The 26186-nt window shown below is 55.1% G+C and carries 27 protein-coding genes and 1 tRNA gene; 13 read left to right on the forward strand and 15 right to left on the reverse strand.

The window, feature by feature from the left end:
- Positions 1 to 102: 102 nt before the first annotated feature.
- From IEV53_RS14200 to IEV53_RS14225, 6 genes are all read right to left on the reverse strand, one after another.
- Positions 103 to 309 carry a helix-turn-helix transcriptional regulator gene (locus IEV53_RS14200; protein ID WP_188427494.1) on the reverse strand — a complete coding sequence of 69 codons (207 nt, stop codon included), beginning with the start codon at positions 307 to 309 and terminating at the stop codon, positions 103 to 105.
- 135 nt (positions 310 to 444) lie between these two features.
- Complete coding sequence (locus tag IEV53_RS14205) at positions 445 to 1605, reverse strand: hypothetical protein (RefSeq protein WP_188427495.1); 1161 nt, start codon at positions 1603 to 1605, stop codon at positions 445 to 447.
- Entirely contained in the window at positions 1589 to 2755 is a 1167-nt protein-coding gene (locus tag IEV53_RS14210; RefSeq protein WP_188427496.1) for a tyrosine-type recombinase/integrase, read from the reverse strand. The genes IEV53_RS14205 and IEV53_RS14210 overlap by 17 nt, the downstream gene beginning before the upstream one ends.
- Before the next feature lie 349 nt (positions 2756 to 3104).
- Positions 3105 to 3659 carry a recombinase family protein gene (locus IEV53_RS14215; protein ID WP_188427497.1) on the reverse strand — a complete coding sequence of 185 codons (555 nt, stop codon included), beginning with the start codon at positions 3657 to 3659 and terminating at the stop codon, positions 3105 to 3107.
- A 145-nt stretch (positions 3660 to 3804) separates the two neighbouring features.
- A complete protein-coding gene (locus IEV53_RS14220; RefSeq protein WP_188427498.1) occupies positions 3805 to 6636 on the reverse strand; it encodes a TrlF family AAA-like ATPase in 2832 nt (943 codons plus the stop codon).
- 438 nt (positions 6637 to 7074) lie between these two features.
- Positions 7075 to 7635 (reverse strand): recombinase family protein, encoded by a 561-nt coding sequence (locus tag IEV53_RS14225; protein ID WP_188427499.1) that lies wholly within the window; start codon positions 7633 to 7635, stop codon positions 7075 to 7077.
- Between the two features lie 199 nt (positions 7636 to 7834).
- Between IEV53_RS14225 and IEV53_RS14230 the strand changes: the two genes are divergently transcribed.
- The 4 genes from IEV53_RS14230 to IEV53_RS14245 all read left to right on the forward strand — a co-directional run bounded on the left by IEV53_RS14230 (position 7835) and on the right by IEV53_RS14245 (position 9811).
- Complete coding sequence (locus IEV53_RS14230; protein WP_188427500.1) at positions 7835 to 8467, forward strand: hypothetical protein; 633 nt, start codon at positions 7835 to 7837, stop codon at positions 8465 to 8467.
- A gap of 71 nt (positions 8468 to 8538) precedes the next feature.
- Positions 8539 to 8931: a hypothetical protein gene (locus tag IEV53_RS14235; protein ID WP_188427501.1), complete on the forward strand. Its 393-nt coding sequence runs from the start codon at positions 8539 to 8541 to the stop codon at positions 8929 to 8931.
- Positions 8928 to 9278, forward strand: a complete 351-nt coding sequence (locus IEV53_RS14240; RefSeq protein ID WP_188427502.1) for a hypothetical protein — start codon at positions 8928 to 8930, stop codon at positions 9276 to 9278. The genes IEV53_RS14235 and IEV53_RS14240 overlap by 4 nt, the downstream gene beginning before the upstream one ends.
- A gap of 14 nt (positions 9279 to 9292) precedes the next feature.
- Positions 9293 to 9811, forward strand: a complete 519-nt coding sequence (locus IEV53_RS14245) for a hypothetical protein (RefSeq protein WP_188427503.1) — start codon at positions 9293 to 9295, stop codon at positions 9809 to 9811.
- Between the two features lie 8 nt (positions 9812 to 9819).
- On the opposite strand, the gene IEV53_RS14250 is transcribed toward IEV53_RS14245, so the two are convergent.
- A complete protein-coding gene (locus IEV53_RS14250; RefSeq protein ID WP_188427504.1) occupies positions 9820 to 11652 on the reverse strand; it encodes a relaxase/mobilization nuclease domain-containing protein in 1833 nt (610 codons plus the stop codon).
- Positions 11649 to 11951, reverse strand: coding sequence for a plasmid mobilization relaxosome protein MobC (gene mobC / locus IEV53_RS14255; protein ID WP_188427505.1), 303 nt, complete (start codon positions 11949 to 11951; stop codon positions 11649 to 11651). Before mobC ends, IEV53_RS14250 begins: the two co-directional genes overlap by 4 nt.
- A gap of 222 nt (positions 11952 to 12173) precedes the next feature.
- On the opposite strand from mobC, the gene IEV53_RS14260 reads away from it, so the two are divergent.
- From IEV53_RS14260 to IEV53_RS14270, 3 genes are read left to right on the forward strand one after another with little or no spacing between them, the layout of a single operon-like run.
- A complete protein-coding gene (locus IEV53_RS14260; RefSeq protein WP_229719921.1) occupies positions 12174 to 12764 on the forward strand; it encodes a VOC family protein in 591 nt (196 codons plus the stop codon).
- Complete coding sequence (locus tag IEV53_RS14265; RefSeq protein WP_188427506.1) at positions 12761 to 12988, forward strand: hypothetical protein; 228 nt, start codon at positions 12761 to 12763, stop codon at positions 12986 to 12988. Before IEV53_RS14260 ends, IEV53_RS14265 begins: the two co-directional genes overlap by 4 nt.
- Complete coding sequence (locus IEV53_RS14270; RefSeq protein ID WP_188427507.1) at positions 12985 to 13278, forward strand: DUF7673 family protein; 294 nt, start codon at positions 12985 to 12987, stop codon at positions 13276 to 13278. The genes IEV53_RS14265 and IEV53_RS14270 overlap by 4 nt, the downstream gene beginning before the upstream one ends.
- On the opposite strand, the gene IEV53_RS14275 is transcribed toward IEV53_RS14270, so the two are convergent.
- The 6 genes from IEV53_RS14275 to IEV53_RS14300 form a co-directional block, all read right to left on the reverse strand.
- Positions 13215 to 14705 carry a rolling circle replication-associated protein gene (locus IEV53_RS14275; protein WP_188427508.1) on the reverse strand — a complete coding sequence of 497 codons (1491 nt, stop codon included), beginning with the start codon at positions 14703 to 14705 and terminating at the stop codon, positions 13215 to 13217. The two genes, IEV53_RS14270 and IEV53_RS14275, sit on opposite strands and share 64 nt — an antisense overlap.
- Before the next feature lie 157 nt (positions 14706 to 14862).
- Positions 14863 to 16401, reverse strand: coding sequence for a tyrosine-type recombinase/integrase (locus tag IEV53_RS14280; protein ID WP_188427509.1), 1539 nt, complete (start codon positions 16399 to 16401; stop codon positions 14863 to 14865).
- A gap of 90 nt (positions 16402 to 16491) precedes the next feature.
- A tRNA-Ser gene (locus IEV53_RS14285) sits at positions 16492 to 16582 on the reverse strand.
- A gap of 17 nt (positions 16583 to 16599) precedes the next feature.
- Entirely contained in the window at positions 16600 to 17244 is a 645-nt protein-coding gene (locus tag IEV53_RS14290) for a phosphoribosylanthranilate isomerase (protein ID WP_188427510.1), read from the reverse strand.
- Complete coding sequence (gene pyrF / locus IEV53_RS14295; RefSeq protein WP_188427511.1) at positions 17241 to 17945, reverse strand: orotidine-5'-phosphate decarboxylase; 705 nt, start codon at positions 17943 to 17945, stop codon at positions 17241 to 17243. Before pyrF ends, IEV53_RS14290 begins: the two co-directional genes overlap by 4 nt.
- 42 nt (positions 17946 to 17987) lie before the next feature.
- Positions 17988 to 18329: a LapA family protein gene (locus tag IEV53_RS14300; protein ID WP_188427512.1), complete on the reverse strand. Its 342-nt coding sequence runs from the start codon at positions 18327 to 18329 to the stop codon at positions 17988 to 17990.
- 180 nt (positions 18330 to 18509) lie between these two features.
- On the opposite strand from IEV53_RS14300, the gene IEV53_RS14305 reads away from it, so the two are divergent.
- The 6 genes from IEV53_RS14305 (at position 18510) to IEV53_RS14330 (ending at position 25590) form a co-directional block, all read left to right on the forward strand.
- Complete coding sequence (locus IEV53_RS14305; protein WP_188427513.1) at positions 18510 to 18800, forward strand: hypothetical protein; 291 nt, start codon at positions 18510 to 18512, stop codon at positions 18798 to 18800.
- Positions 18801 to 18954: 154 nt separating this feature from the next.
- On the forward strand, positions 18955 to 19455 hold the full coding sequence (locus IEV53_RS14310; protein ID WP_188427514.1) for a protein-export chaperone SecB: 501 nt from the start codon (positions 18955 to 18957) through the stop codon (positions 19453 to 19455).
- 18 nt (positions 19456 to 19473) lie between these two features.
- A complete protein-coding gene (locus tag IEV53_RS14315; protein WP_188427515.1) occupies positions 19474 to 22461 on the forward strand; it encodes a glycosyltransferase family protein in 2988 nt (995 codons plus the stop codon).
- On the forward strand, positions 22454 to 23845 hold the full coding sequence (locus IEV53_RS14320; protein ID WP_371869893.1) for a M20/M25/M40 family metallo-hydrolase: 1392 nt from the start codon (positions 22454 to 22456) through the stop codon (positions 23843 to 23845). Before IEV53_RS14315 ends, IEV53_RS14320 begins: the two co-directional genes overlap by 8 nt.
- 33 nt (positions 23846 to 23878) lie before the next feature.
- Positions 23879 to 24862 (forward strand): 4-hydroxythreonine-4-phosphate dehydrogenase PdxA, encoded by a 984-nt coding sequence (gene pdxA / locus IEV53_RS14325; protein WP_188427555.1) that lies wholly within the window; start codon positions 23879 to 23881, stop codon positions 24860 to 24862.
- Positions 24859 to 25590, forward strand: a complete 732-nt coding sequence (locus IEV53_RS14330; protein WP_188427517.1) for a pyridoxine 5'-phosphate synthase — start codon at positions 24859 to 24861, stop codon at positions 25588 to 25590. Before pdxA ends, IEV53_RS14330 begins: the two co-directional genes overlap by 4 nt.
- Here IEV53_RS14330 and IEV53_RS14335 read toward each other — a convergent pair.
- On the reverse strand, positions 25571 to 26161 hold the full coding sequence (locus IEV53_RS14335; RefSeq protein ID WP_188427518.1) for a hypothetical protein: 591 nt from the start codon (positions 26159 to 26161) through the stop codon (positions 25571 to 25573). The two genes, IEV53_RS14330 and IEV53_RS14335, sit on opposite strands and share 20 nt — an antisense overlap.
- Positions 26162 to 26186: the final 25 nt, after the last annotated feature.

Raw genomic sequence — 26186 nt, forward strand, 5'->3', positions numbered from 1 at the left:
AGATCCTTTTCGCGTTCAGGGACGCAAACTCAGAGAAAGGGAGAAATGTCTGGGAGGGCTGATCGGCGCGGCGTTGAACGAGGCAAGCGCCGCCTCAGGCTGTCAGCGGTAGGATTGGGTCGGGAGGCTCTGGAGCCAGTGCTCGATATCGCCGGAGCGCCATCGGACGCGGCCTCCGCCTACCATGATCGGCAGCGGGATCTGGGAGCGCTTCATCAGGCGATAAATGCTCGATCGGCTGCGGTAGCCCGTCATGCGGAGCACATCATCGATCGTGAGGAGGAAAGCATGGGGGCCGGATTTATGCATCGTGGTCTATCCTGTTTCGTTTGGAACGATGCCGACCCTATGAGGTGCAATCCGAGCTGTGTGAATTTAACCTTCCATTACCTCGTCAAAATAATAGTTAAATTATAAGTATTTGATTTTCAGATATTTTTTTGATTATTTTATCTCGCGAGAGCCGTTGAACCTGATGATTCCTTCATAAATCCAACCATAGTTTTTCTCGTTATGCACAAAGCCTTTTACCCACTCGGTCGATTGGGAGTCTGTATTTAGGCCCATTTCATTGATTCGGTTTTCAGCTTTGGCTTGGCTCAGTGCGGCCACACAGTCGGCAATCAGGCGACTTCCGACGGATCCGCCGTTCTCAGTGATCTTGGCGACCTCATGACAGGTTTGGAAGATGATCAGCCACTTCTCACGGTTTTCACCCGGCCACTTGCGTGACCGTTTTAATTGACGCGTTAAGTGAAGCCCTCGAAGGCTTTCAATCAGATCATTGCATTGCTCAGGAAAGATAGACCGAAATTCCTCAAGCAGCCTGCCTTCTCTCGTAACAATATCGCTGCCTTGAATTAATTCCGCAGCATAGGCGGATGATTCTATCGCCGTATCCGTGTCGCTGTGAGTTCCGTGACCTTCGAGTGCTACGTCCTCAAGAGCAATTTCAGTCGTCTCCTGCATGCCCTTCTGGACGTGTATCGAACCAATGTCTGGTCTATCTGTGGGATATTGACCACTAGGTATTTTGCGAACACGGATATCCCCAGAAAGCTTATCTCCAAATAGACACCAAAGCTCATGGCGTCGCTCTCTCACATCTGCTCCCCCGACAAGAAGCATGCGCCAAGGGCTATCCAACGGGTACGAGGGCATCTGCTTTCCGCCGATCGAAGCCTCCCACGAGCCATTTCTCAAGTCATCGAAAAGGCTCTCGATGACAGGGGGGATATTCCGATGTTCTGATAGTAGGCGCTTAGAAAGTGGAAATAAATATTGCGCAACTCTTCCGAAATTAAAGGAAATAAAGACCATGATTAAAAGGAAAAGTATAACAACTACGAAATATGGAGAAGAAATATTTTTGAATCTATTCTCCGTTAAGTGATCAATATATGCAAAAATAGAAAAAGACAGGGCGAATCCTAGAAAAATAGATACGGGAATATATTTAGATTTTAATTTCGTTATTTCTTTTAGTGTTTTTTCTGTGTATGTTTTTACAATCTTTTTCCCAGAAACAATGTCTCCCTGACCTACCCGCCTTGCAGCCTCGTTGTAGATATCATCTTCTTGATACTGATTATGCATGATCAGCATTTTCCGCTGTACCTGAGGCATAATCACCCCAAGCATCCATCATGACACGCCGTTTTTCTAACAAGTTTCCCCGGCGATAAGCGGCCTCAACTTTGTTTCCGATCGCATGAGCCAAGGCCATTTCGGCGATATCGCCATCAAAGGTGGTTTCTTCTGCAACCCAGTCGCGGAAAGACGATCGAAAGCCATGCGGAACGGCTTCGATCTTGGCGTCTCGACAGATTTTAGTCAGCGTCATATCCGACAGGGGCCTCGCCCCTCGTTGCCCTGGAAAGACCAGAGGACTCCGCGCCTCCCGATAGGTCGCAGCTTTCTGTAGCAGAGCAAGTGCCGGCGGCGAGAGGGGGATGACATGCACCCGGCCGGCCTTCATGCGCTCGGCCGGGATAGTCCAGAGAGAGTTCTCGGAATCAATCTCATCCCACGTTGCGCCCCGGATCTCGCCAGAGCGCGTTGCCGTGAGGATTGAGAGGGACAGCGCTAAGCGACCGATCGAATCACCGTCTTGGAGATAAGCCAGAAATTGCGGCACCTCAGCATAGGGCAATGCTGCATGATGAACGGGCTTGGATTTGATTCGCGGGAGAGATTTGTCCATTGCTGCGAGCGGCAACGGTAAGGTTCGGTAGCCTTTGCCAATAGCCCAATCCACGACGCTGCCAATGCGCTGACGGACCCGGCGCGCTGTTTCGGGCTTCTCAAGCCAGATTGGTGCAACAACATCGCGCGCATGGTGCCCGTCGAGCTCTGAAATGGAGAGGTCACCAATGATGGGAAAGGCATAGCGCTCCAGCGTGGACAACCACTGAGCGCGGTGTTTCTGATTTTTCCAGCTCGCCTTGTTCTCGGCGGAGACCAGAGAGACGGCTTCGCGGAATGTAGGAATCCCGGCCTCTTTTCGGCGCTCTGAGACAGGATCAATTCCGACCTCGACCTGCATCCGTGTTTTAACAGCACGCTCCCGAGCAAGAGCCAAAGGCACCTTCTTGACGCTGCCTAATCCGATATCCCGTCGCTTGCCGTTCTTCTGAACTCTGCAAACCCAAGATTTGCTGCCTGACGGCGTCACGACGAGATAAAGCCCATCGCCATCTCCGTAGCGTCCAGGCTCTTTAGTGGCTTTTACAGAGGTCGCTGATAACCGGCCCATCTATTCCCACACTCCATACCACGCGCGCTGTGGGATACGGTGCATTTTGATGAGTCGGGATGCAACACCAAATGAGAGGATATCCGCAGAAATCCGCTACTTGTGGTGCGAGTTCAAGCTAGATTGTAAAGGGGGGTGGCGGAGAGAGTGGGATTCGAATCGGTTCCGATTCGTTTTTTCTCCAGGTCACAAACTCGAAAAACGGCTGAAAACTGCGGCTTTCACAAAACCCTTCAAGTGGGTATGGGGTGGGAGTTTGGAGAAAGGTTGTGGGGAAATCAAGAGGTCTTTTTTGATGGTGGGGATTCTATCGAGTTTCCGAAAATCATGACCTCAATGCGCCACAACCTCAGGACGCTGTAACCCTTTGAATGGTTCTCAGGCCGACCCCATACTCTTTGGCTAAAGCAGTCCCGGTCTCTTCTCCGTAGCGTCTGCGGATAGCTTCCTGAGCTTGTCTGCTGAGCTTGGGTTTCCTGCCCATTTTGACGCCACTCTCCATGGCTCTCTTCCTGCCAGATTGGGTACGGTCGATGATGAGGGCGCGTTCGAACTCGGCGAAAGAGGCAAGGAGGTTCATCGTTAGGCTTCCCATCATGTCATCTCTGATGGTGCCAACCCCTTGGATGGTTATCGCGATACCCTGCTGTCTGATATTCTGGAGGACGGTCAGGATGTCGAGGGTGGATCTTCCGAGTCTGTCGAGCTTCATGACGACCAGTTCGTCACCTGTCTGGAGCTTCTTCAGCAATTTCGCGAATTGTGGTCTGTCGTCAGATTTCACGGCGCCGGAAATCTTCTCCTTGAAGATGTTGGTCCTTGAGACTCCCAAGGCCATCAAGGCGTCTTCCTGTTCCTGTAAATCCTGTCCTAAAGTCGATACTCTGCAATAGCCATATTTCATACAATTCCCCTTATAGTTTTGGCGGGGATTTATGGCGGTTCATTTTCGGCTGTTTTCTGCGGTTTTATAATACCGCCATATTTCCCAATCTATGGCGGTATTATAGCACAGTCTTAAGAAGGTATGTTGCTGAGCAAAAGCACGATCATTTTGCGTATTTGCGTGATCTCAAGGCGAAAGCGGACATACCACCTTCCATAATTTTTGTGATCTCGTCTCGAACAACTGGTGTTTCGATGGCGCCATCTATTTCTACTCTAATTTTGGCAGCGCTAGCTGGAGCTCGATCTTCAGGCGCAGTCGCTCTCATGACAATTATCTTGTCGGCGTCACCATTCACAACGAGATTTGAATTATGTGTGGCGAAGATTAGTTGGCGGGTGGTCTTTGATGTTCGAATTAAGCGCACAATTTCCATCATTACTCGATTGTCGAGATCATCTTCTGGTTGGTCGATGATAAGGGTTCCTGCTTCTTGCCGGAGCAGTAATCTTAATAATGCTGATGCTTGCTGACCTGGAGACGCTTTCTCGAATTGTATACTTTGGCCTTCATTTATGTACGTAAGTGTGATGCTGTCGCGAGGAGTTGCACAAATAACCGAGGTTAGTGTATTTTCATTGATATTAGAGTAGACCTTTGCTGCTTGTTGGTCTGTTAGTGTGCCTGCCCCATCAGAAAATACACGTTTGACTGCTTCCGCAATTGCGGGAGGGGCTTCGGGCGGACTGCCTGCCATAATTTTCAAATGGTATATCTCTAGAAGTTGCATGCACACTGTTTCCCAATTGGGAGCATCTACCTCCGCGTACATAGAAGCGACCCACTCCTTGCAACGTTCTTCTGGATCACGAAATCTACTGTTTTCCAAAAGTGCGCAGAGCGCTGCAATACAATCGGCTGGGCGTTTATCTCGAGAAGTACGTGCGTTTAACGCGCCGTCGGACTTCTCAGCAATTTGCATAGCAGAGCTTCTCAAAATCCCCAGGCGTTCGCCGACAAGTCGCATGAGTTCTTGTCTAGAGCTATCGAACTCTTCCTGAGCGAGGCTCTTATCCCGCACACTGTTAGCTGCCCGGGTTTGATTTTCGAGTGCTATCTTTAATTGTGAGGCTAGCTGCTCGTTTTCAGATATTAGCGCTTTATGCTGAAATTGGCGTGATTTATATTGCTCGTATTTGACATTGAAAGCAATCTTTTCTGTCGAAAACTGACTTTCGAATGCTTGTCTTACAGACTCAATGTTTCGCAGTTCTTGAAGGATGCCATCCGAGAACCCTTTTATTCTGTCCTGTAGCCCCCCGAGAGCCAAGAGCATCTGAGGTAGATTAGAAAACGGTAAAGTCTCATGTTCAGAGGTTATAAACTGGGGGGGGGTCCACTTGGAGATTCTTTCGATTTCTGCTGCTTGGGTAGAGATCGAGTTTTTGAGATCCGACAGATAATTTTGCCCCCGATCAAAACGCCTCGCATCTTCCATAGTGTCAATGTCTTCACGTTTAACGCCTTCTCTTCCGAGTTGGCTGGCGACCGATTCGATACGTCTTTGTAGATCGGATACTGTTATATCAGCATTTTCTAGCTCGACTAATGATTGCCAGTAGGATGCTAAGTTAATGATGGCAGCCGAAACTCGGCGCTTGGAACTGACGAGAGCAGAATCCAAGCGCTGTCTGGTCTCTATAGACTCGGCTGCGGCAATCATCGTGATGTTGTCGGCCGCCGTAGCGGGGTCTACCATAGTGGTGGACAACTCTTTTTGATGGAATGTCCGTGCAGGAAAGCGTTTCTGTGCCGAAGTGACAGTATAGTTTTCTGTAATTCCTGAGATTGTGACGGATATTTCTTCAGGCTTATCTCCACGCCTGAGCCAAATCTCTTGCACGCCTGAGCGTTCGATTGTCACGCGCACCCAGCCATTAGCTAGTGTATCGTGGATTAATGCAGCTTCGCGCTCACGACGTCGTGGCCCCTTGCTGTCGGAGCTGGTTCGATCATTTTCCGACTTGCCCAATCCAAAAGCAAGATATTCTAGTATGGCGCTTTTACCTGATCCACGTCCGCCAATGAAGCTATTGAATCCCTCATTAAAAACAATAGTTATTGGATCTGTGCCAGTCAGGGTCGATTTTACTTCAAGTTCAATTATCCGCTCAGAGGGGGTGTTGGGTCTCGAGTATGAAATGCGCGCCTCGTCGGCAAGAAATGCTTGCCTTAGTGCTTCTATCGAACGTTCGCCCAATCGCATCCAGCACTCATAAAGACCGAGCCGATCCCATGAGGCGCGTTTATTATCTCCAGTGACCACAATTGCCCTGCGTTTATCCCCCCAATCTGGTTGACGCCCTTGAATCTTGGCGAGAGTTCCTGCCGTTAGATCTTCGAACGGGCATTCGACGTACACAGCGTCGATGGGCAAATCTTTCGCTCGCGCAGCGAAACCTTGAGAGTTAAGCGATTTGTGCGCTGATTCATTGCTAAAATGAGGTAGTAAAATTAGATTCGAGGCGACTAATGTATCCTCTGATACACGCTCAAAGAGCTCGGCGACGGTAAGCCCGCATTCACGTGTCTGCGCTGTTTTTTCACTACTGTCAGCGCTGGCTGTCACTGAGCTCAGTTTAGTCAGAAATCTCTGAAGTATAGCATGGTCTGTATTCGGATCGAAAAGTGCCAAACATTGCACTGCATCTCGGCACGTCACCTCGATGCCCGGTAATACAAGCAGTCGTCCATCGGCCTCCGCGGCATCACGAATATACGGGAGGAATGCTATGTCATGATGGTCTGTTACAGCTACAATAGACAGAGAGCGCTCTATAGCGGCCGTCACAAAGCTTTGTGCCCAATCCCGCCGAGCTTGTTCACTCGCAGGATCTCCTCCTGGCAGTGCGGGTGAACCTGCCCACCCACGATCCCTCGGAGTATGGCATTGGAGATCGACTCGATGCCAAATGGCGCCAGGATGGGTAGACATTTTGATGCTCCGCACTTTCTCATGCAATGCGCTGTACTAAAGACTACAGTCTAAGACCGTGGCAATGGGTAGATGTTAGAGTCTGCTTGGAAAGTGCGTTTGAGTTTCTATAAATGGTCAAATGAGTCGTTTGGCTTTCGCGTGGAAGCATGAGTTGCAGTTATGTTGTGACGGTCAGCTGCACGATGGTTGCGCCGGGAATACTCATCAGGCGACTTCCCAAACAGGCTCCTAGGCGTCCCCTGCAGAAGGAGACCGCCAAGGTATTTCACCTCAATTGATCGAATTGTTGGAGATGAGAGTTCTGTATCTGAGTTCGAGCTTCAAACTAAGCCCGCCATTTTTCCGTCCCAAAAACACCTGTTTTGGGAATAGTCCATTTTTGCATGGCTGTGAATCCGGTCATGCACTTATGGGACGGGGTTTGTGATACGGTTTTCAGGAGTTCATCGCCCTCCATGCGGTCATCTTGGAGACGTGCAGGAGCTTCGCCACCTCTCGTGCTGACAGCCCCTGCGCCTTGAGGCGTCTGGCCTGAGCGAGGTCTTCCTCGGGCAGGGAAGGGCGCCTTCCTAGACGTGTTCCTTTCGCCTTTGCAGTCTCCAGTCCAGACAGCACACGCTCACGAATGATGTTGCGCTCGAACTCCGCAAAGCCTGCAAGAAGCAAGAGGAACAGCTTGCCTCCGGCGCCTGATGTGTCGATGCCGAGGTTGAGGATACGGACCGCCACGCCTCGCTTTTTCAGCACATCGATGAGAGTCAGCACGTCCAGTGCATTGCGCCCGAGCCTGTCCAGCTTGGCGACAATCAGCGTGTCTCCTGCATGAAGCTTTCGCACCAGTCGCTTGAGCGCCGGTCGTGTCTTCCATGAGGTCGCTCCCGAGATGGTCTCGGTTACGATGCTGTCTTCGCTCACGCCTTCACGGAGCAGGTCGCTCACCTGATTGTCTGTCTGTTGTCGCGATGTGCTTACCCTCGCATAGCCATATTTTCCCATATCCCCGTCCTGTCATTGCGGGACAGCTTTTCGGTACGTCTGCACCCGGTTTCGCCATCCTCCCATTATCGTAACAGAATCAGGTGTTTACGGGATATCCTGGGGGCAGGTTCAGCACTGCACAGGGTGTGTGACAGCCTCGTTCCCTCCGGAATGAGCGTCTGTTTTTCCCCTGTTTATCGGAGGGGATGCACCTGGCATGGATGTCGAGATTTTCGGTCGCAAGGTCTGGATTTACGGAATCCAGGGACGGGTCAGCGGTTTGCGGTCATGGACAGAGACCCACACCACAACCTCGGGAGGACAGGTCAGGGATTGCGGACCTGGCGGTCTTCAGGTGGATGCACCACGGGTCAATGTCCATACCACCCATCACCAGAGCTTCTGGGTCATCGCGCCCTCGGGCCGTGAGTGGCAGGGCAGGGGTAACTATCCCCTGCGAGAGGGGCAGGAAGTGCGTGTTCTCTGGGCGGGGCTCGATGGTCAAACCACGACGGGTCATGTCGTGATGCATAACCGGACGCTCCAGAAGTTCTGGACCAATCCGGTGGATTTACCTCGTGCGCTGACCTTCCATGGCATTAAGCGCCTGACCCTGAAATATCTCGCTGTGCTGGCTGTGGTGTTCGGCGTCTCGTTGTACTTTCCCCTCACATATAGCGACGCTGGTACTGGCGCCTTTTTCAAAGGTCTCTTCGTGTGTCTGGTTCTGGTCGCTATCGGCGCCATGCATCGCATGCGGATGATACGGGACAACCAGAGCGAAGCGCTCTCCGTCATTCAGAAAGCCGTCGCGAATGACCCCAAGCTTCAAGAGTCGCTCTCGGCCTGACGCACAGGGGTAGGCTTTGCCGTTCCGGCGCCTCGTCTTTTTCTTCCCCACCTCATAAGGACTGACATCTCATGAGACCTTTTGGTTCTCTGCTCTCTTTGCTCATGCTCGCGGGTCTCACGGCCTGTGCCTCTGCTGGTGATGCTTCCATGAAAAACCTCTCGGCATCGGAGGTCGATAGCGTCATCCATGATGGTGTCACGACTGGTGATGAGGTCCAGCGTCGTTTTGGTGCGCCCTCCGAAGTTTCTCAGGAGAACGGGGCGACCATCTGGAGCTACGCCTATACGTCTGGCCGGGAGGATAACCTTTCCCTGGCTCAGGAGGCTGTGGGTCTCGGTTTCATCGGCACACGGACCAATAATGAGAGCAAATTCCTCGATGTCACGCTGAGGAACAACATCGTTCAGTCCCATCGCTTTGCCGTCAAGCATATCAGCGGTGGTAGCGGGGTGAGACAATGAGCGTTTTCAGATATTCCCGTTTTGCTGTTGCTTCGGTTTTGCTCGGTCTGGCCTCCTGTAGTGGTGGCGCTCCATCCAAAGAGGAAGTCAAAGACTTTCTTATAGCTCAGCTTGTCGAGCAGGCAGTTTCCTTTCCATCCCTCAGTCCGGAAAAGAAGGCTGAACTGACAACCGCGCTCAAGAAGAAGACAGAGATTCAGGGGCTGGAATGCACAGCCACAAAAGGATTCAAGGATGTCTGGGATTGCACGATCAACGTTGTTGCCGGAAATGACCCGAGCGTCCTACAGTTTCGCTTTCACAGGGACCAGAACGGAAAGTTGGCAGGCCAGCAGAAGGCTGAGTAAATAGGAGATAGTGCATGAAAATAGTGAGTTTTGTGCTGACAGGCGTTCTGCTTCCCGTCGCCCCTTTCCTTTCTAGTGGTAAAGCCAGGGCGGATGATATCCACATGGCTCAGACCCGTTTCGGGCTGGCAGACGGATCCAGCAATGTTCTCAAAATCAATGGCCGTCTCACGACCCCGGAGATTGACGGCAATAGTGGCATGTTTGTCGAAAAGATTACCGAGGCCGATAATGCAGATTATCTGCTTGTGACAAGCATAGGAGGATCCGGCTGTCCTGCGTTTTACTCTTTCGTCAAGGTGACAAGAGATTCTGCAACCCCTACGGCTTATTTTGGTAATTGTAGTGACTTGCCAAAACGCAGTGTGGTGCCGGGAAAGAGCGTTACCTTGGTTTTTCCAGCCTATCGCCCCCTCCGTTCTACATCGGGAGGAGTGCCAGCAGAATCCTACGTCTACAGCCTCACGACGAATGTGCTTAAGAAGAATGGCAAGCCCATATCGACAGCCTGCAAGGGAGGAAAATGCGAGTAGTCTGCCTCTCACAGGGTCAAGGATGACGGTTGGTTCTGTCTGTTCCGGTTTTTCAGGATTGGCCTCGTTTGAGGTGGGTTTCCAAGACCGGCGTCTGGCATGTGAAGGGTATTTGCTAGACGTTTCATTGCTTCTTCTGGCCTCGTTTTTGCTATCAGAAGTAGCTCGACATCCTCTGTCCGTTTGAGGTGATCCATCAAACGGGCCATTTCGGCTTTCGATGTGAGGTAGGTTTTCACCTCCGGCAGGTTCATCCAGTCGCGGTGTTTGTGCTCGCGACTGCGGACAACCCAGTCCGCCATCCATTTCATCGCATATAAAAAATTGCTGTCATCGCTCATATCCAGCTTGCCGATATCGTGTCGGTGATAGCCGAGAGCGCTCAACGCCTCATCGAAGACAGCTCTGGCCTTGCGGGCTTCTGCTCTGTGCCATGGCGTCCACAAGGTGACACGGGCTTCTGCATCCAGCCAGTCCTGTCTCAATCCAGTCAGGCGCTTCTCATGGCCAGCTCTGATATACGCTGTATCACGCGATTTCGGGTCGGGATGAGGTTCGGCTGAGAGATGAGACCAGCGGGACTGGAAGCTCTCGGCCAGTTCGGTGAGCAGGTCAGCGAAACGCTGCTGGCCATGCAGTCGGTCGCGGAGTTGCTGTTCCTTCTCCGCCTGGGCCTCGTTGAAATCGATGACGGCCTGCACCTCTGATTGTGTCATGCCCTTGGTGATGCTGGCGCGTGTCTTGAGGGAAGATGCAGGTATGGCTCCAGTCCCAGCGACACTCCGAGTGTTAGCGCCGGTTCTCAGGACAGGCCCTGATATTTTTCTCTCTTTTGCTGGTCCAAGAGCAGTGCTGACGGAATCCTCAGAGGAGTTGCGTGGGTCCGGTGAAGGTGTTCCATCCTCATCAGCAGAGGGGTCAACGGGGGGTTCCCCCTTGCCGGTTGGGTCTCGTGATGTGTCACGAGGGCCAGGGCTGGCTATATCTTCCTTACTTCCCTGACGTATCGCGCTCTGTTCAGGTGTTTCGTGGCCAAGAACGAAGGCGCTGAACTCTGATTTGCGAACACCCAGCAAGCGGGAGAGTGAGCCCACGATGACGCCCTGCTCGTCTTTCAGCAGCACCACGTTGGGCTTTTTGTCTCCTGCCATCAGAGACCAGCCTTGTGAGGATATCGCACTCTGGAAGGCTTGCCAGTCTGTGCTTCCGGCATAGAGGTCACGCAGGACATATTTGATGTCGAAGGGGCTGGCGCCCTGTCTCTGACAGCGTCTGGATTGCGGGTCCGAGAGGACGGAGTTTGGAAGAGCCCCCTCACAGAGCACCTGTAATCTCTCGCGGTACTCTTCCGGGACTGCGTGATACACGGCCAGGTTGTGGCGTCCCTTGGTCAGCTCCAGCCCGTGCTTCAGTTCGAACAGACGGGCGACCTTCTCCTGTCTTTCGTAGCGGTGCGACACATCCAAAACCTTGCCTGTCTCCGGGTTCGTGGTGCGGACCAGAATATGACAGTGGCGGTTATCGGCCTCGGTATCGTGACGTGTCTTGGTGTGGATGACCGCAAGGGCAACATCGGACGCTTTGAATCCGAACTCCTGCGCCAGCATGGTGATGCAGTCTGCGAACTGCTCGGTCGTCAGTTTCTCGCGGGATGAGAGCTGGAAGTGCTGGACAGCATTGACGCGACCGAAAGCCGTGGCATCCGCGATGCAGTCCTCGATATCCTGTCGTCTGCCCTTCCATACGTGGATGCGTTCATTGTCGCCGGTCTTCTCGACGAGGTGATGATAGATGGCGCCGGAACTGGATGCGGTCTTGATGGGGTTGCTCTTGAGTATCATCTGACCCTCCCCAGCACGCGATTGATGCGGGCTTTGAGGTCATCAAGCTCAGGAAGCTTGGAGGCGATCTCCACCTGTTCGCCAGTATTCAGACGTTTTGCAATTTGGTTGAGGTTATTCCCTATGGCAGAGAGTTCCTGACGCAGGGCCAGAAGCTCCTGTGCAATCGAAATCCCTCCAGCCAGTTCGTCCAGCAGAACCCTGCGACACCAGACAGACAGTCTGCGTGGTCCTGCGATACGTCTTAATCTCTCCTGTTCCTCCGGACTGATCCGAATATGCACTGTTTCAGTTTTCATGATGCCCCTCGCGCGCGTGAGTCATTGTAGCTTGGGGAGATGCAGGGGAGAGAAAATCTCCTGGTGGCGTTATTGGGATTTCAGGGGCGGCATGAAGTAACTATATATACAGATTTGAGAAAATGAGATAGTTTGAAATCACCAAAAATAAATACTTGACAAAATACATCATATTGGCTATACGTCTTCTTGCCGCACAAATCGCGGTGAAGCACAGGAAACATGAAACATTATGGAAAATTAATAAAACAGCTCGAACTTACCGAAAAGAATGTAGTCGAGAGAAAGAAAGCCCTTGGAACGACAAGGCATATAGGCAATGCCTCTCTGTCAGTGACAGAAATCGAGCGCATTGTTTCCCTCATCAGGGCAGACCTGAAGGGACAAAAGTTTGCGACAGCAAAACGTGCGAATGCATATGCTGAAACTCTCAGAAAATCCGCGTATCTAAGAGATGCGAACCCTGCTCATCTGCTGAGCTTCTTTGTGGATTCACAGATTCCAGCAAGTGAAGTCAGTGCATTTGGCTGGGAGCAGGAAGATAGCAATGCCGAGCTTAAGGGCTTCGGAAATGCGCTCTTTGTCGCGCTGGGATTGCTGGTTTTTCGTGATTGGGAGCGTTATCACGGCCATAGCCTGGATTGTGAAATCCGGTATGTGCAATGGTTCGCCCGCTTTGCGCCAGATGAGTTCAATGCAGGGGCGTCGATTGCCTTGCATGCCCATTTCGATCTCGGGTTCTCGCTCCTGGCAGAGATGAAGGGCAAAAAACCTCTCCCTTGGTCTTATGAAGGACAGGGAGGCCAGCCATGACCCATCATGAAATTGCTATGGCTCAACTGGATGTGGCCAGCAGATTTGTCGAGTGGAGGATTTCCGCTCTGGATGCTCCCCTGAAAGCCCTGCAAGAGCAGGGCGATGAGGAAGGAGCCCAGGTACTGGTGGACCGACTCTGGATGCTGAAGAATCGCCTTCAGAGTATCGAGGATGTCGTAACGGTTTTGGAGATCATACAGGAAATGGGAGGTATGCCATGATTAATTCAGACGCCTTCAATCATCTCCTGAAAATGGCTCGTGGTACCAGCCGTGGCGAAATGATCGCTCGCGATTTCCTGCTCTGGTGGTGGAATGAACAGCTTTTCGGGGTGTTCGATTTTCATCGTCTGGTTCACCTCGATGGTGAATCATTCAAGGCTGTTATGGATCTTTCGCGGGAGATCTTTTCCTCGCCGACCACCTATCCGTCTTTAGGCTCCGAGGCTTACGGCGCTTTGCGCGAGCTTGTAGGCTGGGAGCTGGAACGTCGCAATCGCCTGAAGTCCTGATAGAATGGCCCTCCTGCACCTCTCCCCAAAAGGACGGGTGCGGGAAATATTTCCCGCAGGCTGGTCAGGGATATACAGTGCTTTGCCTTCTCATGAGGAGGAGGTTGCCCTCTGGAGCCCGTACATTCGCAAGGCAGACCGCAAGCTCGAACACCTTCTTGGTTCTTATATAAACAAGTTGGAACAGGACCAGAGTGAGAGACTGTGTTCTCCTGCTTCGGCGCCTTTGAAATCATGGAATCCCTGGGTGTGTTTGTCTCCCTGAAATCTTTCACGACCCTGAAATGAAGGGTATGCAGGAACATGGTTTGCAGTCTCTGGATATCACTTTCGGCATAATGGAAATCAGGATGGCGAGCTGACAGCCTGTTCAGTCTCTCATCAGCAAACCCACGCAAAAGCAGGAGAACAGCCCCGCCTGATGTCTTCTGCTTCATCAGTTGTCTGGCTCTGCTGACACGCCACTCAGAGAGAGCGCTGGTGTCCTTGCCCTCGTACACTCCCCGGTAACGGCGCTTGATGTCTTTCCTCAGTCCGATGAACGTCAGGCTGGTTTCAGGCTTGCCATGGTCCTTGGTCGTGTAACGCGAGGCTCTGGCGACATCACGGATATCCTTGATGGCTTCATTGCGTCTGTCGCATTCGTTGGGGAACGCATCGAGTATCTCTTCCTCGGCCCATGTCCTGTGTTCGGGTGAGACATAGAGCTGGATATGATAATGCGGTGTTTCATCTTCATGCAGTTCCAGCGCTGTCATGCCCAGCAGGAGAATATCCCTGTCCCGGGCTTTGCGTCTGACACGCTTCCAACGCCTGCTGATTTCAGTCTTGGCCTGTTCGTAGGAGCAGTTGCGGTATTCCCCCGGCAGAGTGAGGGTCAGGAACAATCCGGCGTGGTTGAGGAAGTTGACTGCGAGGTCGTGGATGCCATCTGCTATGGCAAGATTGACCGCATAGCTCTTGCGAAGATGGAACTGGCGCAAATCATGAGCTGACAGGCTTCGTTCTGGGTGTTCTGCATCAGGGATGATGATGAAGCTTTTGGCGCTTGCGGTTCTGGCGTTATCGAAGTCCTGCTGAACCTCGTCGTGTTCAGGATGCAGGCCAATGACCCTGCGGAGATTGCGCCGTAACCTGTTGGCCTTGCGTGTAAAGACACGCCCGGTGATTCGTCTGAGTTCCTTCAGCTCGGCGTGAGATTGAGAGAGGAGGTCGAAGCCTGAAACCAGGTCGTCTGGCTGTGTTTCAACCCATGCGATGACCTCACGGGCGACCTGTTCGGCTTCCTCAAAACAGGTAAGAAAGACGCAGTTTTCTGCGGTTATTCGTGTGATTTGGTCTTTGTAGAACCGATGCAGGGGATACAGCTTGCACCAGATATCTGGCCTGTCAGCTCTGATATAACTCTCTATCTCTTCATATTGCACATCATCCTACGCATTCCCCACGCAAAGCCCGGAGATGCGATAAATGATGTATACTGTCTGTCAGCGGTGCAAATCATAGCGTTACTCCTTCGTACAGCCGGTCTGGGTTAATTTATGGCTGTAGGAGGGAGTATAGCACCCAGATAAGCGTATTTGTTTATATGGTGAATATTTCAATCGGGTACCGGATGTTTTCCACGACCTTGTGGAGATTTTCGGTGTCGATGCCTGAAAGGTAATTCAATGTACCCATGGATTTATGGGAGGCTTCGTGCCCCAGCAGAGCATCAATCCACACCTCTCTGATGTCTGCTCTGACATTTCGTAAACGTGTCGAGACTGTATGGCGGAAGCCGTGAAACGTTACGGCTAGAGGAAGGCCAAGACTGGTTTTGTGTTTCGAAAACTCATTGGCAAATGTTTGGCCACGAGAGCGAACATCTGACCCTCTCAGTTCGGAGAAGAGATATTTCTCACCCTTCTTCATGTAATCCATTATGCCGAATCTCATCAGCTCTGAATGAACCGGGACGACCCGTATGCCTGCCGGAGTCTTGGGCTTCCATCCGTCGTCATGAGGGCCAATCACAAAGCAGAGGATGCCATCTTTCTCGATAATATCCTCGTTGCGGAGGTTGGCGATTTCTCCGAGTCGCATGCCGGTGTAGAGAGCCATCGTCACCATGCCCCGAAACGTTCTTTCGCTGATGGCGGTTCGTTCCCATCGCGTTGTTATGAGGGTCGTCAGTTCCTGCTCTGTCCAGGCGCGCCGGATAACCTTCTGGGTTGTATCGAAGTCCCAACCTTGCCACGGGTTGCGTGAAACAACCTCACGACGAACCAAATCTGCCCATGCCGGAGAGATGCGGGAGAAGTGATTTTTCACGGTTTTGGGAGCAATGGTTTCCAGCTCTTCGCTTAGAACCCTGTCAATCTCCTCCTGAATGGAGAGACCTTTGCGCCCTCTGCCATGAACGGTGGGGAGGGAGAGAAGCGCATCCCTGAAATCACCCACGGTGCTTCCGTTGATGTCTCGGACATCCATATCACCAAAGCAGGATATGAAGAGTTGCAGGGTCTTCTTCGCGTTTTTGATGGTATGACTGCTGACTTTCTTACCCTCAAGATGTTTGGTCACGACCGTTGAGATGGGAAGCTTGGCTTTGCGAATCCCTTTGGGGCGCGTTTCTGGCTTTTCCTCGGGTAAGGCGGGAGGCAGAGGCTGTGCGGTTGGTCTGGCAATCTCGGAGATGATACTCTTGAGGTCATCAATCCGCTCTTGAAGCATGTTTTCACGAAGGCTCACACGGATAGCGTGAAGGTCCAGTATCTTCGATAGCTCTTCATAGGCAGAGACCATCTTGTCTATCTGGTTTTTGGATCTCGTGTGATCCTGAAGTCTTTGAAGCAGATGCTCGGCGCGAGCAAGTTCGGCTTCCTTACGCTCTGCGAGAAGTATGGCCTCATAGGCTTCTGCCTGCTCTTTCAGGAGCTGAGCGACTTCAGCGGGAGTCATAAAGAGGGCTCTCTGGAACAGGATTGATGTCTGCCCATAAAGGTAAGACGCACGTCCTTTGGCTGTAAACCTCTCGGCGGTATGAAGGCTGAACCAAAGCTCACGCTTGCCCACCACGTCGCGTATTGCGACCGGGACCACCCTGCGAAAATGGTAGTGGCTTTTCACAAGACGAAGCAAACACGCTTCTCCAGAATGGAGAAGAGTTTTGGAGAAAACCCGCTCTCGCATATGCGAGTGGTATAATTTTCTTGTTTTTCAAGGGGTTAGTGGCGGAGAGAGTGGGATTCGAACCCACGGTACGCTATTAACGTACACACGCTTTCCAAGCGTGCGCCTTAAGCCGCTCGGCCATCTCTCCAGCGCGGGCGGACCATATCAGTTTCTGTCTGGCGCGCAAGTGCTTCTGGCATTTTTGATGAAGTTTCGGATCATGGCGGGAGATTTGCATCCCGGCGCCGTTTCCACGCCTGACGAAACATCCACAGCAGGGGCGTGGCTGGCGGCGATCGCCTGGGCGATATTGTCCGGGTTCAGGCCACCCGCAAGCATCCAGGGCAAGGGGGCGTGCCAGTTCCGGAGCAGGGCCCAGTCGAGGCTGATCCCGTTGCCGCCGGGGCGTGATGCATTGCCGGGCGCGCGCGGCTCTATCACATAACCGTCGAGATCCGCGTCTTTCGGAAGATCATCCCGACTTTCGACAGCACAGGACAGCCATACCGGCAGACCGAAACGGGCTTTGATAGCGCGCGCGCGCTCCGGCGTGTCGTATAGCTGCAGGATATCGAGTTTGACCGTCGCAAGCGTTTCGGCAATCTGCGCATCACTGGCCTTGACGAAAAGACCGACAATCCTGGGGAGAGCGCCTTCGTGCGAGGCGATCAGCTCTGCAGCGTCTGTTGGAGTCACAAACCGTGGTGACCGCTCGAAAAACACGAAGCCAATCCAGTCGGCTGTGGCGTCGCAGGCTGCCTTCAGCCCCGCACCATCAGTCAGCCCACAGATCTTGACCCCAGTCTTCATGCGGCGGCGAGTTCTGCCTGAATGGCCGCAGCCGCCGTAGCAGGATCGGCCGCCTGGGTGATCGGACGCCCGACCACAATCCAGTCTGCGCCGGCCTGCGCGGCCTGGCGCGGGGTCATGATGCGCTTCTGATCATTCGCGTCAGACCCTGCGGGGCGTATGCCCGGCACGACCAGAACAGGCGCTTCACCAAGCGCGTCGCGGAGCGGGGCAATTTCCTCGGCTGAACAGACCAATCCGTCTGCGCCTGCGGTCATGGCCAGGCGCCCGAGACGCACAACCTGCTCGCGCGGCGTCGTGGGAACACCGATTTCGCGCAGCCCCGCTTCGTCGATGCTCGTGAGTACCGTCACGGCAAGAAGGATAGGGCGATGCAGGGGCGGATAGGCAGCGTCAATCGCCTGACGCGCCGCACGGATCATGGCAGAGCCGCCGCTGGCGTGGATGGTCAGCAGGGAGGCACCGATCGGCGCGAGGCTGGTTAGGCCCTTGGCAACCGTATTGGGAATGTCATGAAGTTTGAGGTCAAGAAACAGCGTGCGCTCGCCCGCTACACTGCGCACGGCAGAGAGACCCTGTGCGTAGGTAAATTCCATACCCAGCTTGATGGCATCGACCGTGCCGTCGAGTTTTTCTGCCCAGTCACGTGCCTGGTCGAGATCCTGTGTGTCGAGGGCGGCGATCAGGCGGGTGCGCTTCATGGTCTCTCTTACTTGAACGGATGTGGTGATGGAAAAGTAAAATCAGGGAGCAACGGGCGTCGTGGCTGGGGCTTCATAGGGGGCACGGCTGGGGTCGGTTGCCACGGTCAGGCGGTCGATGCGCTGATGCAGGTCAAGCACCTGGCTTTCGAGCGCACGCACCTGCTGCTCGGCCTTTCTGGCGCGTGAGCGCTGCTTGATCTCGCCGATGAACATCACGAAGCCGCCCAGAAGGAAGCTGGCAGCGCCGACGCCAAGAACCAGCATGCCGACCGAAAACTGCCAGCCATAGGAAACCACCCAAAGCGATTGCGGGTCGGGGTTGCTCAAAGCAAAGGTAATGAGAACGACAAGAAAAACGACGATAACGAGTAAGCGCACCATCGGAAAGACCTCACTTCAACGGGTTATCGGCGCAAGAATTTCGAGCCGTAGACTGATCGTATCGCCTTACCCCGGGTTCCGATAAGCGGCAAGGTTTGTTGCTTTTTCTTGACGCTGGGTTCCGAGACGTGATCCGTTCATGGTCATTTCCGCCCCGTGATCAGGGAGGTCGTGCCCCTCATGTCGCAGCTTCTGATGTTCCGACCGCCTCTGCCCAATGCCGATCGGCTCTGGGCCGTCATTGCCTGGCAGGGGCGTCGCAGCCGTATTGCCAATGTACATGCCAGCCACGAGGCCGCCGAGGCCGATTGTGCCTGGCGTAGTCGGCAGGTGCATGAATACAGACACTTCCTTGTATCCGAGCAGAAGGCGCCTTTGCGCTATGAATTGAGGCAGATCGCGCGGGCCGAAATACCCAAAAGCTGGTCTCCTCTGCCTGCGCTGGGTTTTCTGCGTGGGGCCGGTTTCTGACGGTTGATGACCGCCCTGTATTAAATGATGAGCGTGATCGTCGTTTTGCCTGCTTTGGCTGGTCTTGTCCGGCAAGTCATGACACAAGCATTGGCGCTGTATGCTTTCGATCCGAAAGCATCGCTATGAAAAGATATCGAGGGAACGAGATTTCATGTCGGAACAGGAAGACACGGGCAAGGCCGGCCGCTCGGATCGGGTTGCACTGGAAACATTGCTCGTCTCCGGCACGCAATACCTGAAATCCTCCAGCATTGCTTCTGTCGGGGCTCCGGAGGTGTTCTATAATCTGCCTCCTCGTCCCCATGTGGGGCTGCGTATCGACGTCAATGCCCGGCAACTAGGCGAGGATCAGCCGAATTTCGAGGTCAGCCTTGTCATCCAGGGCATTGGCTATCGCACGCCGCCTATGCCGGAAATGCCCGAGCCTGAAATTCTCTATAAAATCGATCTGACCTATTCGGGTCTCTTCGCTCTGCAGAATGCCCGTCAGGACATGATCGAGACGCTGCTGCTCGTCGAGGCACCACGCCAGCTTTTCCCGTCTGCGCGTCATCTTCTTCTGAACCTGATCCGCGAGTCCGGTTTTCCGGTTGCCAATATCCAGCCCGTCGATTTCAACGCCCTTATGCAAAGCCGACGGGCAAAGTCCTGACGCATCGAGGCCGGTAAGATGACCGTGATATCAGAGACCTTGAGTGCGCTCGGACCGGGTGAAGAGCGCGAGACCCGTACACCGCTCTGGGCCGTTTTCGACCCTGTCTGGTATCGGGCACGCTACGGCCAGGCCGTGCTCGACATGATGGGTGCCCTGCCTGACGATCGCGGTCTTTTTGAATTCTGGCAGCGTGACGGCGCGCGCTATGCGCAGTCGCCGAACCGGTATTTCGACGAAATCTGGTACCGGCGGGTCAATCATGATGTCGAGACTGGCATCAGGATGGGTGTGTTCGAGTCCGGCTTCCAGCATTACTGCGAGACGGGTCACAGGGGACGCTCCTGTCACTGGCTTTTTTCGGAAAGCGACTATTTCCATCTCAATCCCGACCTGACGCCCGCCCTGGTGCGGGAAATGGGATACAGCAACGGCTACGATCATTATCTGGAAGAAGGGCAGCTTGAGCGACGCGTCAGCATGCCCTTCTTCGTGCCGGACATGCTGCGCGCGGAGTTGTTCCAGCAGCGCCTGCCATTCGACCCCCAGATGGGGGAATTCACGCGCCTGATCCTTTCGCAGGATCTCAACACGTCGCGTTGCTCCTGGTATTTCGATCCGGTCTGGTATCTGGCGCAGTATGAAGATGTGGCGGCGAAGATCGAGAGCGGTGAATATGTGTCGCCGCTTCATCATTATCTGTCCAATGAAACGCCAACGCATTTCAGCCCCAATGCCGCTTTCAATGAAGGCGAATATCTTGAGCGCTATCCCGATGTGAACGACCAGGTGCGCGCCCGCTCACTCCGTAACGGGTATGACCATTTTGTCCGTTACGGTCTGTTTGAGGGGCGGAGCCCGGCAGATGGCATTTCCCTGCCATGCACAGTGCTCAACGGATATGTGCCAACATGGCGTAGCATCTGCGACAACGCCTTTATCGACCTCGTGAAAAACGGGATGGCGCCTGTTGAGGTGCCATCAGAGAGCGAGCCCGCGCTTCGACAGCTCGCCCATCTTCAGGCATTGCGCGCCGATACCCTCATCCCGCTTCTGTCACGCTCGCCGCTCGACTTCCGTTATGTCGGCACACCGGATCTGAGTGTCCTCATTTCGCCTGCGGCCAGCTTTCTCGCGGTGCTGCAGACTCTGGCGTCGCTGCATGAGGGTAATCGCGGAACGATGCAGGTCGTCCTGCTCGATCGGGGCGCGAGGGACGAAACCGCCGAGATCGGACGTTATGCCTATGGTGTCGAGCGCGTAACCTTTGCGTCTCACTCCCTGCAGGACGGATGGCAGCGTGCCGTGCCTCAGCTGGCTGCTGCGCGTGTGCTGCTGATCGAGGCCGGATGCCATCTTTTTTATGGCTCGCTGGATGCAGCATTGGCGCGCCTTGATCAGGACGGTGCAATTGCTGTTGCGCCGCAGGGCCTTGGTCTTGATCTGCGGGTTGCCGAGGCAGGGCTTTCTGTCGCGCGTGACGGCAGTTGTTCGGCCTATGGTGCCGGCAAGGATGCGTTTGCGCCTGAAGTCGATTTCGTTCGGCCCTGCGATACGGTCGGAGGGGGGGCGCTGCTCTGCTATACTGACGCGCTGCGCAACCTGCCGTCTCATCGCCCGGAATTGCAGACTCTGCGCCAGCGAGAGTCCATCTGGGCGGCACTCGGGTTGAGCCTGCGTCAGGCGGCACCGGCAGGGCGTCTCTATTACGACCCGTCTTTTGTCGTGCGCCTGCCTGATCGTGAAGGAGTCCTGTCTTCGGTCACGGCAAGAGAGGCTCTGGTTCTGCGCAGGTATTTTGCCGAGATTCTGCGCGGCAATCTGCCTCAGGCGCCGCAGAACGCCGAAATTCTGCATCGCTCGTCGCGTTGGGGCGATCGTATTCTGCTGCTGACCCGTGATGGTGCGCCAGAGAAGATGTCGCAAAGGCTACGGCTGAGGGCATTGAGCGAAAGCTTCGTTGACCTTGGTCTTCAGGTCACACTCTTCGTTCTGACGAAAGAGGGGGAGGCCCGGTCGTACCTGAGGCAGGAGATGCCGGAATCCGTCGAATTCCGCACAGGCTCGGTCGACGCTCTTGGAAGCCTGATCGAGCAGCGTGTCCGCGGGTTCGACCGGATCTGGATCTGTGGTGGCCATACCTTGAATACGGTCTTTCCGCTTCTGAGCGACAAGGCGGGATTGCTGCCGGAAGAGCGGGTGACGCTTGATCTGCGCGAGGTCGAGGCTTTCGAGCGCGAGAATGATCTGCACATTCCCGGCAGGAAGCTTGTTGTCGATGACCCCGCCTTGCAGGAGCAGCTTCTTGCCGAAGAGCTTGCCCATGCCTGGTTCTGCCAGGATATCGTGGTCCAGAATGACGGCCAGGCGGCTTTGCTGCGCGAGGCCGGGCTCGTCGGTCTGACCATTCTCGGCGATGAGGTTACCGTACAGCCTGAAGGCAGCCCGATTGGGCGCGACTTTGGGGACAGGCACGATCTTTTATTCGCGGCCCAGCCTGCTACGGCGCCGGGATATACGCAGAGTTTTCTCAAATGGTTCGTGCGTGAGGTGTTACTGCGCCTTGAAGGGCGGTTATCAGAGCCCGTAAGGCTCATTGTCGCCAATGGATCACTGCAATCGTTCGATCTGTCGATGATGACCCATTATCGGCAGATAGCACCGCTCGTGGCAGGGCAGCTGCCTTTTGCCGAACTGGCCTCGACCTGTCGTGTCCTGATCGCGCCTGATGAAGGCAGCGGTCAGATTGCGCTGCAACGCATCGAGGCGGCTTCCTGCGGATTGCCCTGCGTCGCAGAAGGAGGAAATCTGCAGGAGCCTCTGAACGTCGAACGCGATGCCGGACGGTTTGCAGATGCGATCGTCAGTCTCTATCAGAGTGAGGAGACGTGGCGTCAGGCGTCCGAGGCGGCAATGAGCCAGGCAGCCCGGATGAGGGCTGTCTATCGCCGGACCCTCGCCCGTCTCGTTGGGCAGAGTGTGGTAAAGGAGAGTGCGGGTGACTGAAAGCACGGAAACGGTACTGGCGCGGGTCGATCAGGATCTCGACAAGAGCCTCGAGCGGCTGTTTGCCTTGCTGCGCATTCCCAGCATTTCGGCTCAGCCCAGACATGCCGGTGACTGCCGCAAGGCAGCGGAATGGGTGCGTGACGAACTTACGGCGCTCGGTTTTGCAGCAAGTCTGCGCGAAACGCCTGGCCACCCGATGGTCGTCGGGCATGATGAAAGCCCGGCAGAGGGGCTCCATGTCCTGTTTTATGGCCATTATGATGTGCAGCCGACCGATCCGCTTTCGCTCTGGAAGAGCGATCCGTTCGAGCCGTCGATCACGACCGAGGCCGATGGTCGCAGAATTGTCGTGGCGCGCGGCGCCTCTGATGACAAGGGCCAGTTGCTGACCTTCATTGAGGCCTGCCGGGCCTGGAAGGCCGTGCACGGCACGTTGCCCGTCCGGGTCTCTATCCTGATCGAGGGGGAAGAAGAGAGCGGCGGCGCCAATCTCATGCCTTTCCTCAAGGCCAATGCAACGGAACTCAAGGCCGATGTGGCCCTGATCTGTGATACAGGCATGCCCGATCGCAAGACGCCCGCCATCACCACGAGCCTGCGCGGCCTTGTTGGGGAAGAGGTCGAGATCGTCTGTGCAACGCATGATCTGCATTCGGGCATGTTCGGCAATGCAGCACGCAACCCCATCGAGCTGCTTTGCAAGGCGCTGGGTAGCGTACGCGACGATTCCGGCCATGTGACCCTGCCTGGGTTCTATGACAATGTCGTTGTGCCATCCGACACGGTGCGGGCGCAGTGGCGCGCGATCTTTCCGGATGACTCCGCAACGCTGGCTCCTGTCGGGTTGTCGCAGCCTGCGGGCGAGGCCGGGTTTACAGCTATCGAGCAGATCTGGGCGCGCCCGAGCTACGAGATCAACGGTATATCAGGCGGCTATGAGGGCGACGGGTTCAAGACTGTTCTTCCCGCCAAAGCCATGGCCAAGGTGTCGTTCCGACTTGTGCCGGGGCAGGATCCCGAGGCCATTCGCGCCGCTTTTCGTGCCCATATCCGCGCTGTTCTGCCCGCTGATGCCAAGGTGAGCTTCACCGAGCATGGCGCATCGACCGGCTTTGCTGTGCCGGAAGATGGCCCTCTTCTGCGCACTGCGCTCGATGCGTTGGGTGAGGAATGGGGGGTGCCAGCCGTTTCCATTGGCTGCGGCGGTTCGATTCCGGTCGTGGCCGAGGTGAAGGAGGCGCTCGATATGGACTCGCTTCTGGTCGGTTTTGCGCAGGATGACGACCGTATTCACTCGCCCAACGAGCAATATGGAGTGGAATCCTTCCATAAGGGCATTCGTTCCTGGGTGAGAATTCTGGACGCGTTTTCCCGCCGGTAAGTTCCGGTTTCGACGTGTATGAGGGGCGTCATGCTGCCTGCACTCACCATGGGCGATCCCGCCGGGATCGGCCCTGAACTGACGGTCCTGGCCTGGAAAGCCCTGCGAGAGCAGGGTGAGGCCTTTCTTTGGGTCGGTGATCCTGCCCTGCTTGCGCCGCATGTGCCGGTACAGATCGTGCAGAATGCCCATGAGGCTTCGGCTGTGTTTGCAGAAGCGCTTCCCGTTCTGCCGATCACCCTTCCGGTTCCTGTCGTGCCAGGTCAGCCGGACGGGGCACTGGCAGGTGCGATTATCGCCTCGATTGAGACAGCCACGAAGCTTGCCCTTTCAGGGGTGGTATCGGCTGTCATTACCAACCCCATCAGCAAGATCGTGCTCAAGGAAGCGGGCTTCGGCTTTCCCGGCCATACGGAGTTTCTGGCATCGCTATGCGGTGTGCCGGGCGAGGAAATCATGATGCTTGCCTCGCCACGTCTGCGCGTGGTGCCGGTTACGGTGCATGTGAGCCTGCGTGAGGCGCTGAACAGCCTTTCGAGCGAGCGGATCGTACAGGTAGGACGTGCACTGGCTGTTGCGCTGAAACGCGATTTCGGCATGGAGGCGCCGCGTATCGCCGTGGCCGGTCTCAACCCTCATGCGGGTGAGGGCGGCGTCATGGGGTTTGAAGAGCGCGACATGATCCAGCCTGCAATCGACGTACTGCGTGATGAGGGGATCGACGCGACCGGCCCTTATCCACCAGACACGCTTTTTACCGATCTGGCGCGGCCTCTCTATGATGCCGCCCTGTGCATGTATCATGATCAGGCCCTGATTCCATTGAAGACACTGGACATGGCGACCGGGGTGAATGTGACGCTCGGCCTGCCGATCATTCGCACATCGCCCGATCACGGCACGGCTTTTTCGATCGCGGGCAAGGGTGTTGCCGATCCGGCCAGCTTGCTCGCGGCGCTGCGTATGGCGCGCGAATTGGGCGCCCGGCGCGCCATGAACAAGGGAAAGACATCATGATCCGACTGGGTGTGAATATCGATCATGTCGCGACCGTGCGTAACGCGCGTGGTGGCACCCATCCCGACCCGGTAGCAGCAGCCCTTTTGGCGGCACGTCATGGCGCCGATGGCATTACGGCGCATCTGCGTGAAGACAGACGGCATATTCGCGATGAGGATATGGCGCGGCTGCGCGAAGGGCTTTCAGTGCCCCTGAACTTCGAAATGGCGGCGACGGAGGAGATGGTGACGAAAGCCTGCGCGCTTCGCCCACATGCCTGCTGTCTGGTGCCTGAGCGCCGAGAGGAAGTGACGACGGAAGGCGGGCTGGATGTGGTCGGTCAGCAGGCCGATCTGCAGGTAAAAATTGCCCGTCTGAGAGAGGCTGGTATCCGCGTCTCCCTGTTCATCGACCCTGATCCTGCCCAGATCGAGGCGGCTGCGCGTATCGGGGGGCAGGTTGTCGAGCTACATACAGGGGCCTACGCGCACAACCCGGACGAGACGGAACTCGCGCGTCTCTATGATGGCGCTCAGGCTGCGCAGGCACGTGGGCTTGAGCTCCATGCCGGCCACGGGCTGACCTACGCCAATGTGGGGCGTGTCGCCGGACTGCCCGGGCTGCGCGAGCTCAATATCGGACATTTCCTGATCGGGGAGGCGCTGTTTGTGGGCCTGCCCGTGGCAATCTCGCGCATGAAGCAGGAGATTGCTACGGGCGCCCTTTTCAAGGCCTTGGGACGATAACCGGCTTGGTGTCGTCGGTATAATTGGGCACCGTCTCGGCGGATTGCTTGTTATAGGTGGCAGCGGTGCTCTGATTGGGGGCACGCGGTGAATGGAAGGCGGAAACCGGACCAAACGGCCCGCCGCTGACCTTGCGCATGCTGGCCTCGGGCTGGCGGGCGCAGCCACGGGTAATGATCGAGCAGATGCCGTCAGACCCGATTATCTCATCGTCATCGCCCGCATAATGCACCTCAGAGACGCGCTCATGATCGAGGCGAATGATGGCTGTGCAGGTCGTGCCAGCACCGCCCAGCGTAACCTGGGTCATGTTCAGGATCTGCTGAACCGGAATGATGGTTGAATCACTCGCGGTCGGCAGATTCATTTTCGACGTGTATTGATAGATCTGCGTCGTATCGTTGAGCACCTTGGTGGAACTCGGAATGCCGGCACAAGCCTGCAGATCGTTCGATGTCATGCCGATCATCGCGATCTGGGCCCGATGGGCTTCACGTGAGTCGAAATAGCCGCAGCCGGAGAGGCTCAAAAGCGCAATGGCGCCTGAAGCGATACGCAGGGTGGAAGGCAAAGAAATTCCTCAACGCGAAGAGTGT

Source organism: Asaia siamensis (assembly GCF_014635085.1).
Lineage (GTDB): Bacteria > Pseudomonadota > Alphaproteobacteria > Acetobacterales > Acetobacteraceae > Asaia > Asaia siamensis.

Coding starts and splice junctions, on each gene's coding strand:
- IEV53_RS14200 (WP_188427494.1), bottom strand. CDS start 309: ATGCATAAATCCGGCCCCCATGCTTTCCTCCTCACGATCGATGATGTG.
- IEV53_RS14205 (WP_188427495.1), bottom strand. CDS start 1,605: ATGCTGATCATGCATAATCAGTATCAAGAAGATGATATCTACAACGAG.
- IEV53_RS14210 (WP_188427496.1), bottom strand. CDS start 2,755: ATGGGCCGGTTATCAGCGACCTCTGTAAAAGCCACTAAAGAGCCTGGA.
- IEV53_RS14215 (WP_188427497.1), bottom strand. CDS start 3,659: ATGAAATATGGCTATTGCAGAGTATCGACTTTAGGACAGGATTTACAG.
- IEV53_RS14220 (WP_188427498.1), bottom strand. CDS start 6,636: ATGTCTACCCATCCTGGCGCCATTTGGCATCGAGTCGATCTCCAATGC.
- IEV53_RS14225 (WP_188427499.1), bottom strand. CDS start 7,635: ATGGGAAAATATGGCTATGCGAGGGTAAGCACATCGCGACAACAGACA.
- IEV53_RS14230 (WP_188427500.1), top strand. CDS start 7,835: ATGGATGTCGAGATTTTCGGTCGCAAGGTCTGGATTTACGGAATCCAG.
- IEV53_RS14235 (WP_188427501.1), top strand. CDS start 8,539: ATGAGACCTTTTGGTTCTCTGCTCTCTTTGCTCATGCTCGCGGGTCTC.
- IEV53_RS14240 (WP_188427502.1), top strand. CDS start 8,928: ATGAGCGTTTTCAGATATTCCCGTTTTGCTGTTGCTTCGGTTTTGCTC.
- IEV53_RS14245 (WP_188427503.1), top strand. CDS start 9,293: ATGAAAATAGTGAGTTTTGTGCTGACAGGCGTTCTGCTTCCCGTCGCC.
- IEV53_RS14250 (WP_188427504.1), bottom strand. CDS start 11,652: ATGATACTCAAGAGCAACCCCATCAAGACCGCATCCAGTTCCGGCGCC.
- mobC (WP_188427505.1), bottom strand. CDS start 11,951: ATGAAAACTGAAACAGTGCATATTCGGATCAGTCCGGAGGAACAGGAG.
- IEV53_RS14260 (WP_229719921.1), top strand. CDS start 12,174: ATGAAACATTATGGAAAATTAATAAAACAGCTCGAACTTACCGAAAAG.
- IEV53_RS14265 (WP_188427506.1), top strand. CDS start 12,761: ATGACCCATCATGAAATTGCTATGGCTCAACTGGATGTGGCCAGCAGA.
- IEV53_RS14270 (WP_188427507.1), top strand. CDS start 12,985: ATGATTAATTCAGACGCCTTCAATCATCTCCTGAAAATGGCTCGTGGT.
- IEV53_RS14290 (WP_188427510.1), bottom strand. CDS start 17,244: ATGAAGACTGGGGTCAAGATCTGTGGGCTGACTGATGGTGCGGGGCTG.
- pyrF (WP_188427511.1), bottom strand. CDS start 17,945: ATGAAGCGCACCCGCCTGATCGCCGCCCTCGACACACAGGATCTCGAC.
- IEV53_RS14300 (WP_188427512.1), bottom strand. CDS start 18,329: ATGGTGCGCTTACTCGTTATCGTCGTTTTTCTTGTCGTTCTCATTACC.
- IEV53_RS14305 (WP_188427513.1), top strand. CDS start 18,510: ATGTCGCAGCTTCTGATGTTCCGACCGCCTCTGCCCAATGCCGATCGG.
- IEV53_RS14310 (WP_188427514.1), top strand. CDS start 18,955: ATGTCGGAACAGGAAGACACGGGCAAGGCCGGCCGCTCGGATCGGGTT.
- IEV53_RS14315 (WP_188427515.1), top strand. CDS start 19,474: ATGACCGTGATATCAGAGACCTTGAGTGCGCTCGGACCGGGTGAAGAG.
- IEV53_RS14330 (WP_188427517.1), top strand. CDS start 24,859: ATGATCCGACTGGGTGTGAATATCGATCATGTCGCGACCGTGCGTAAC.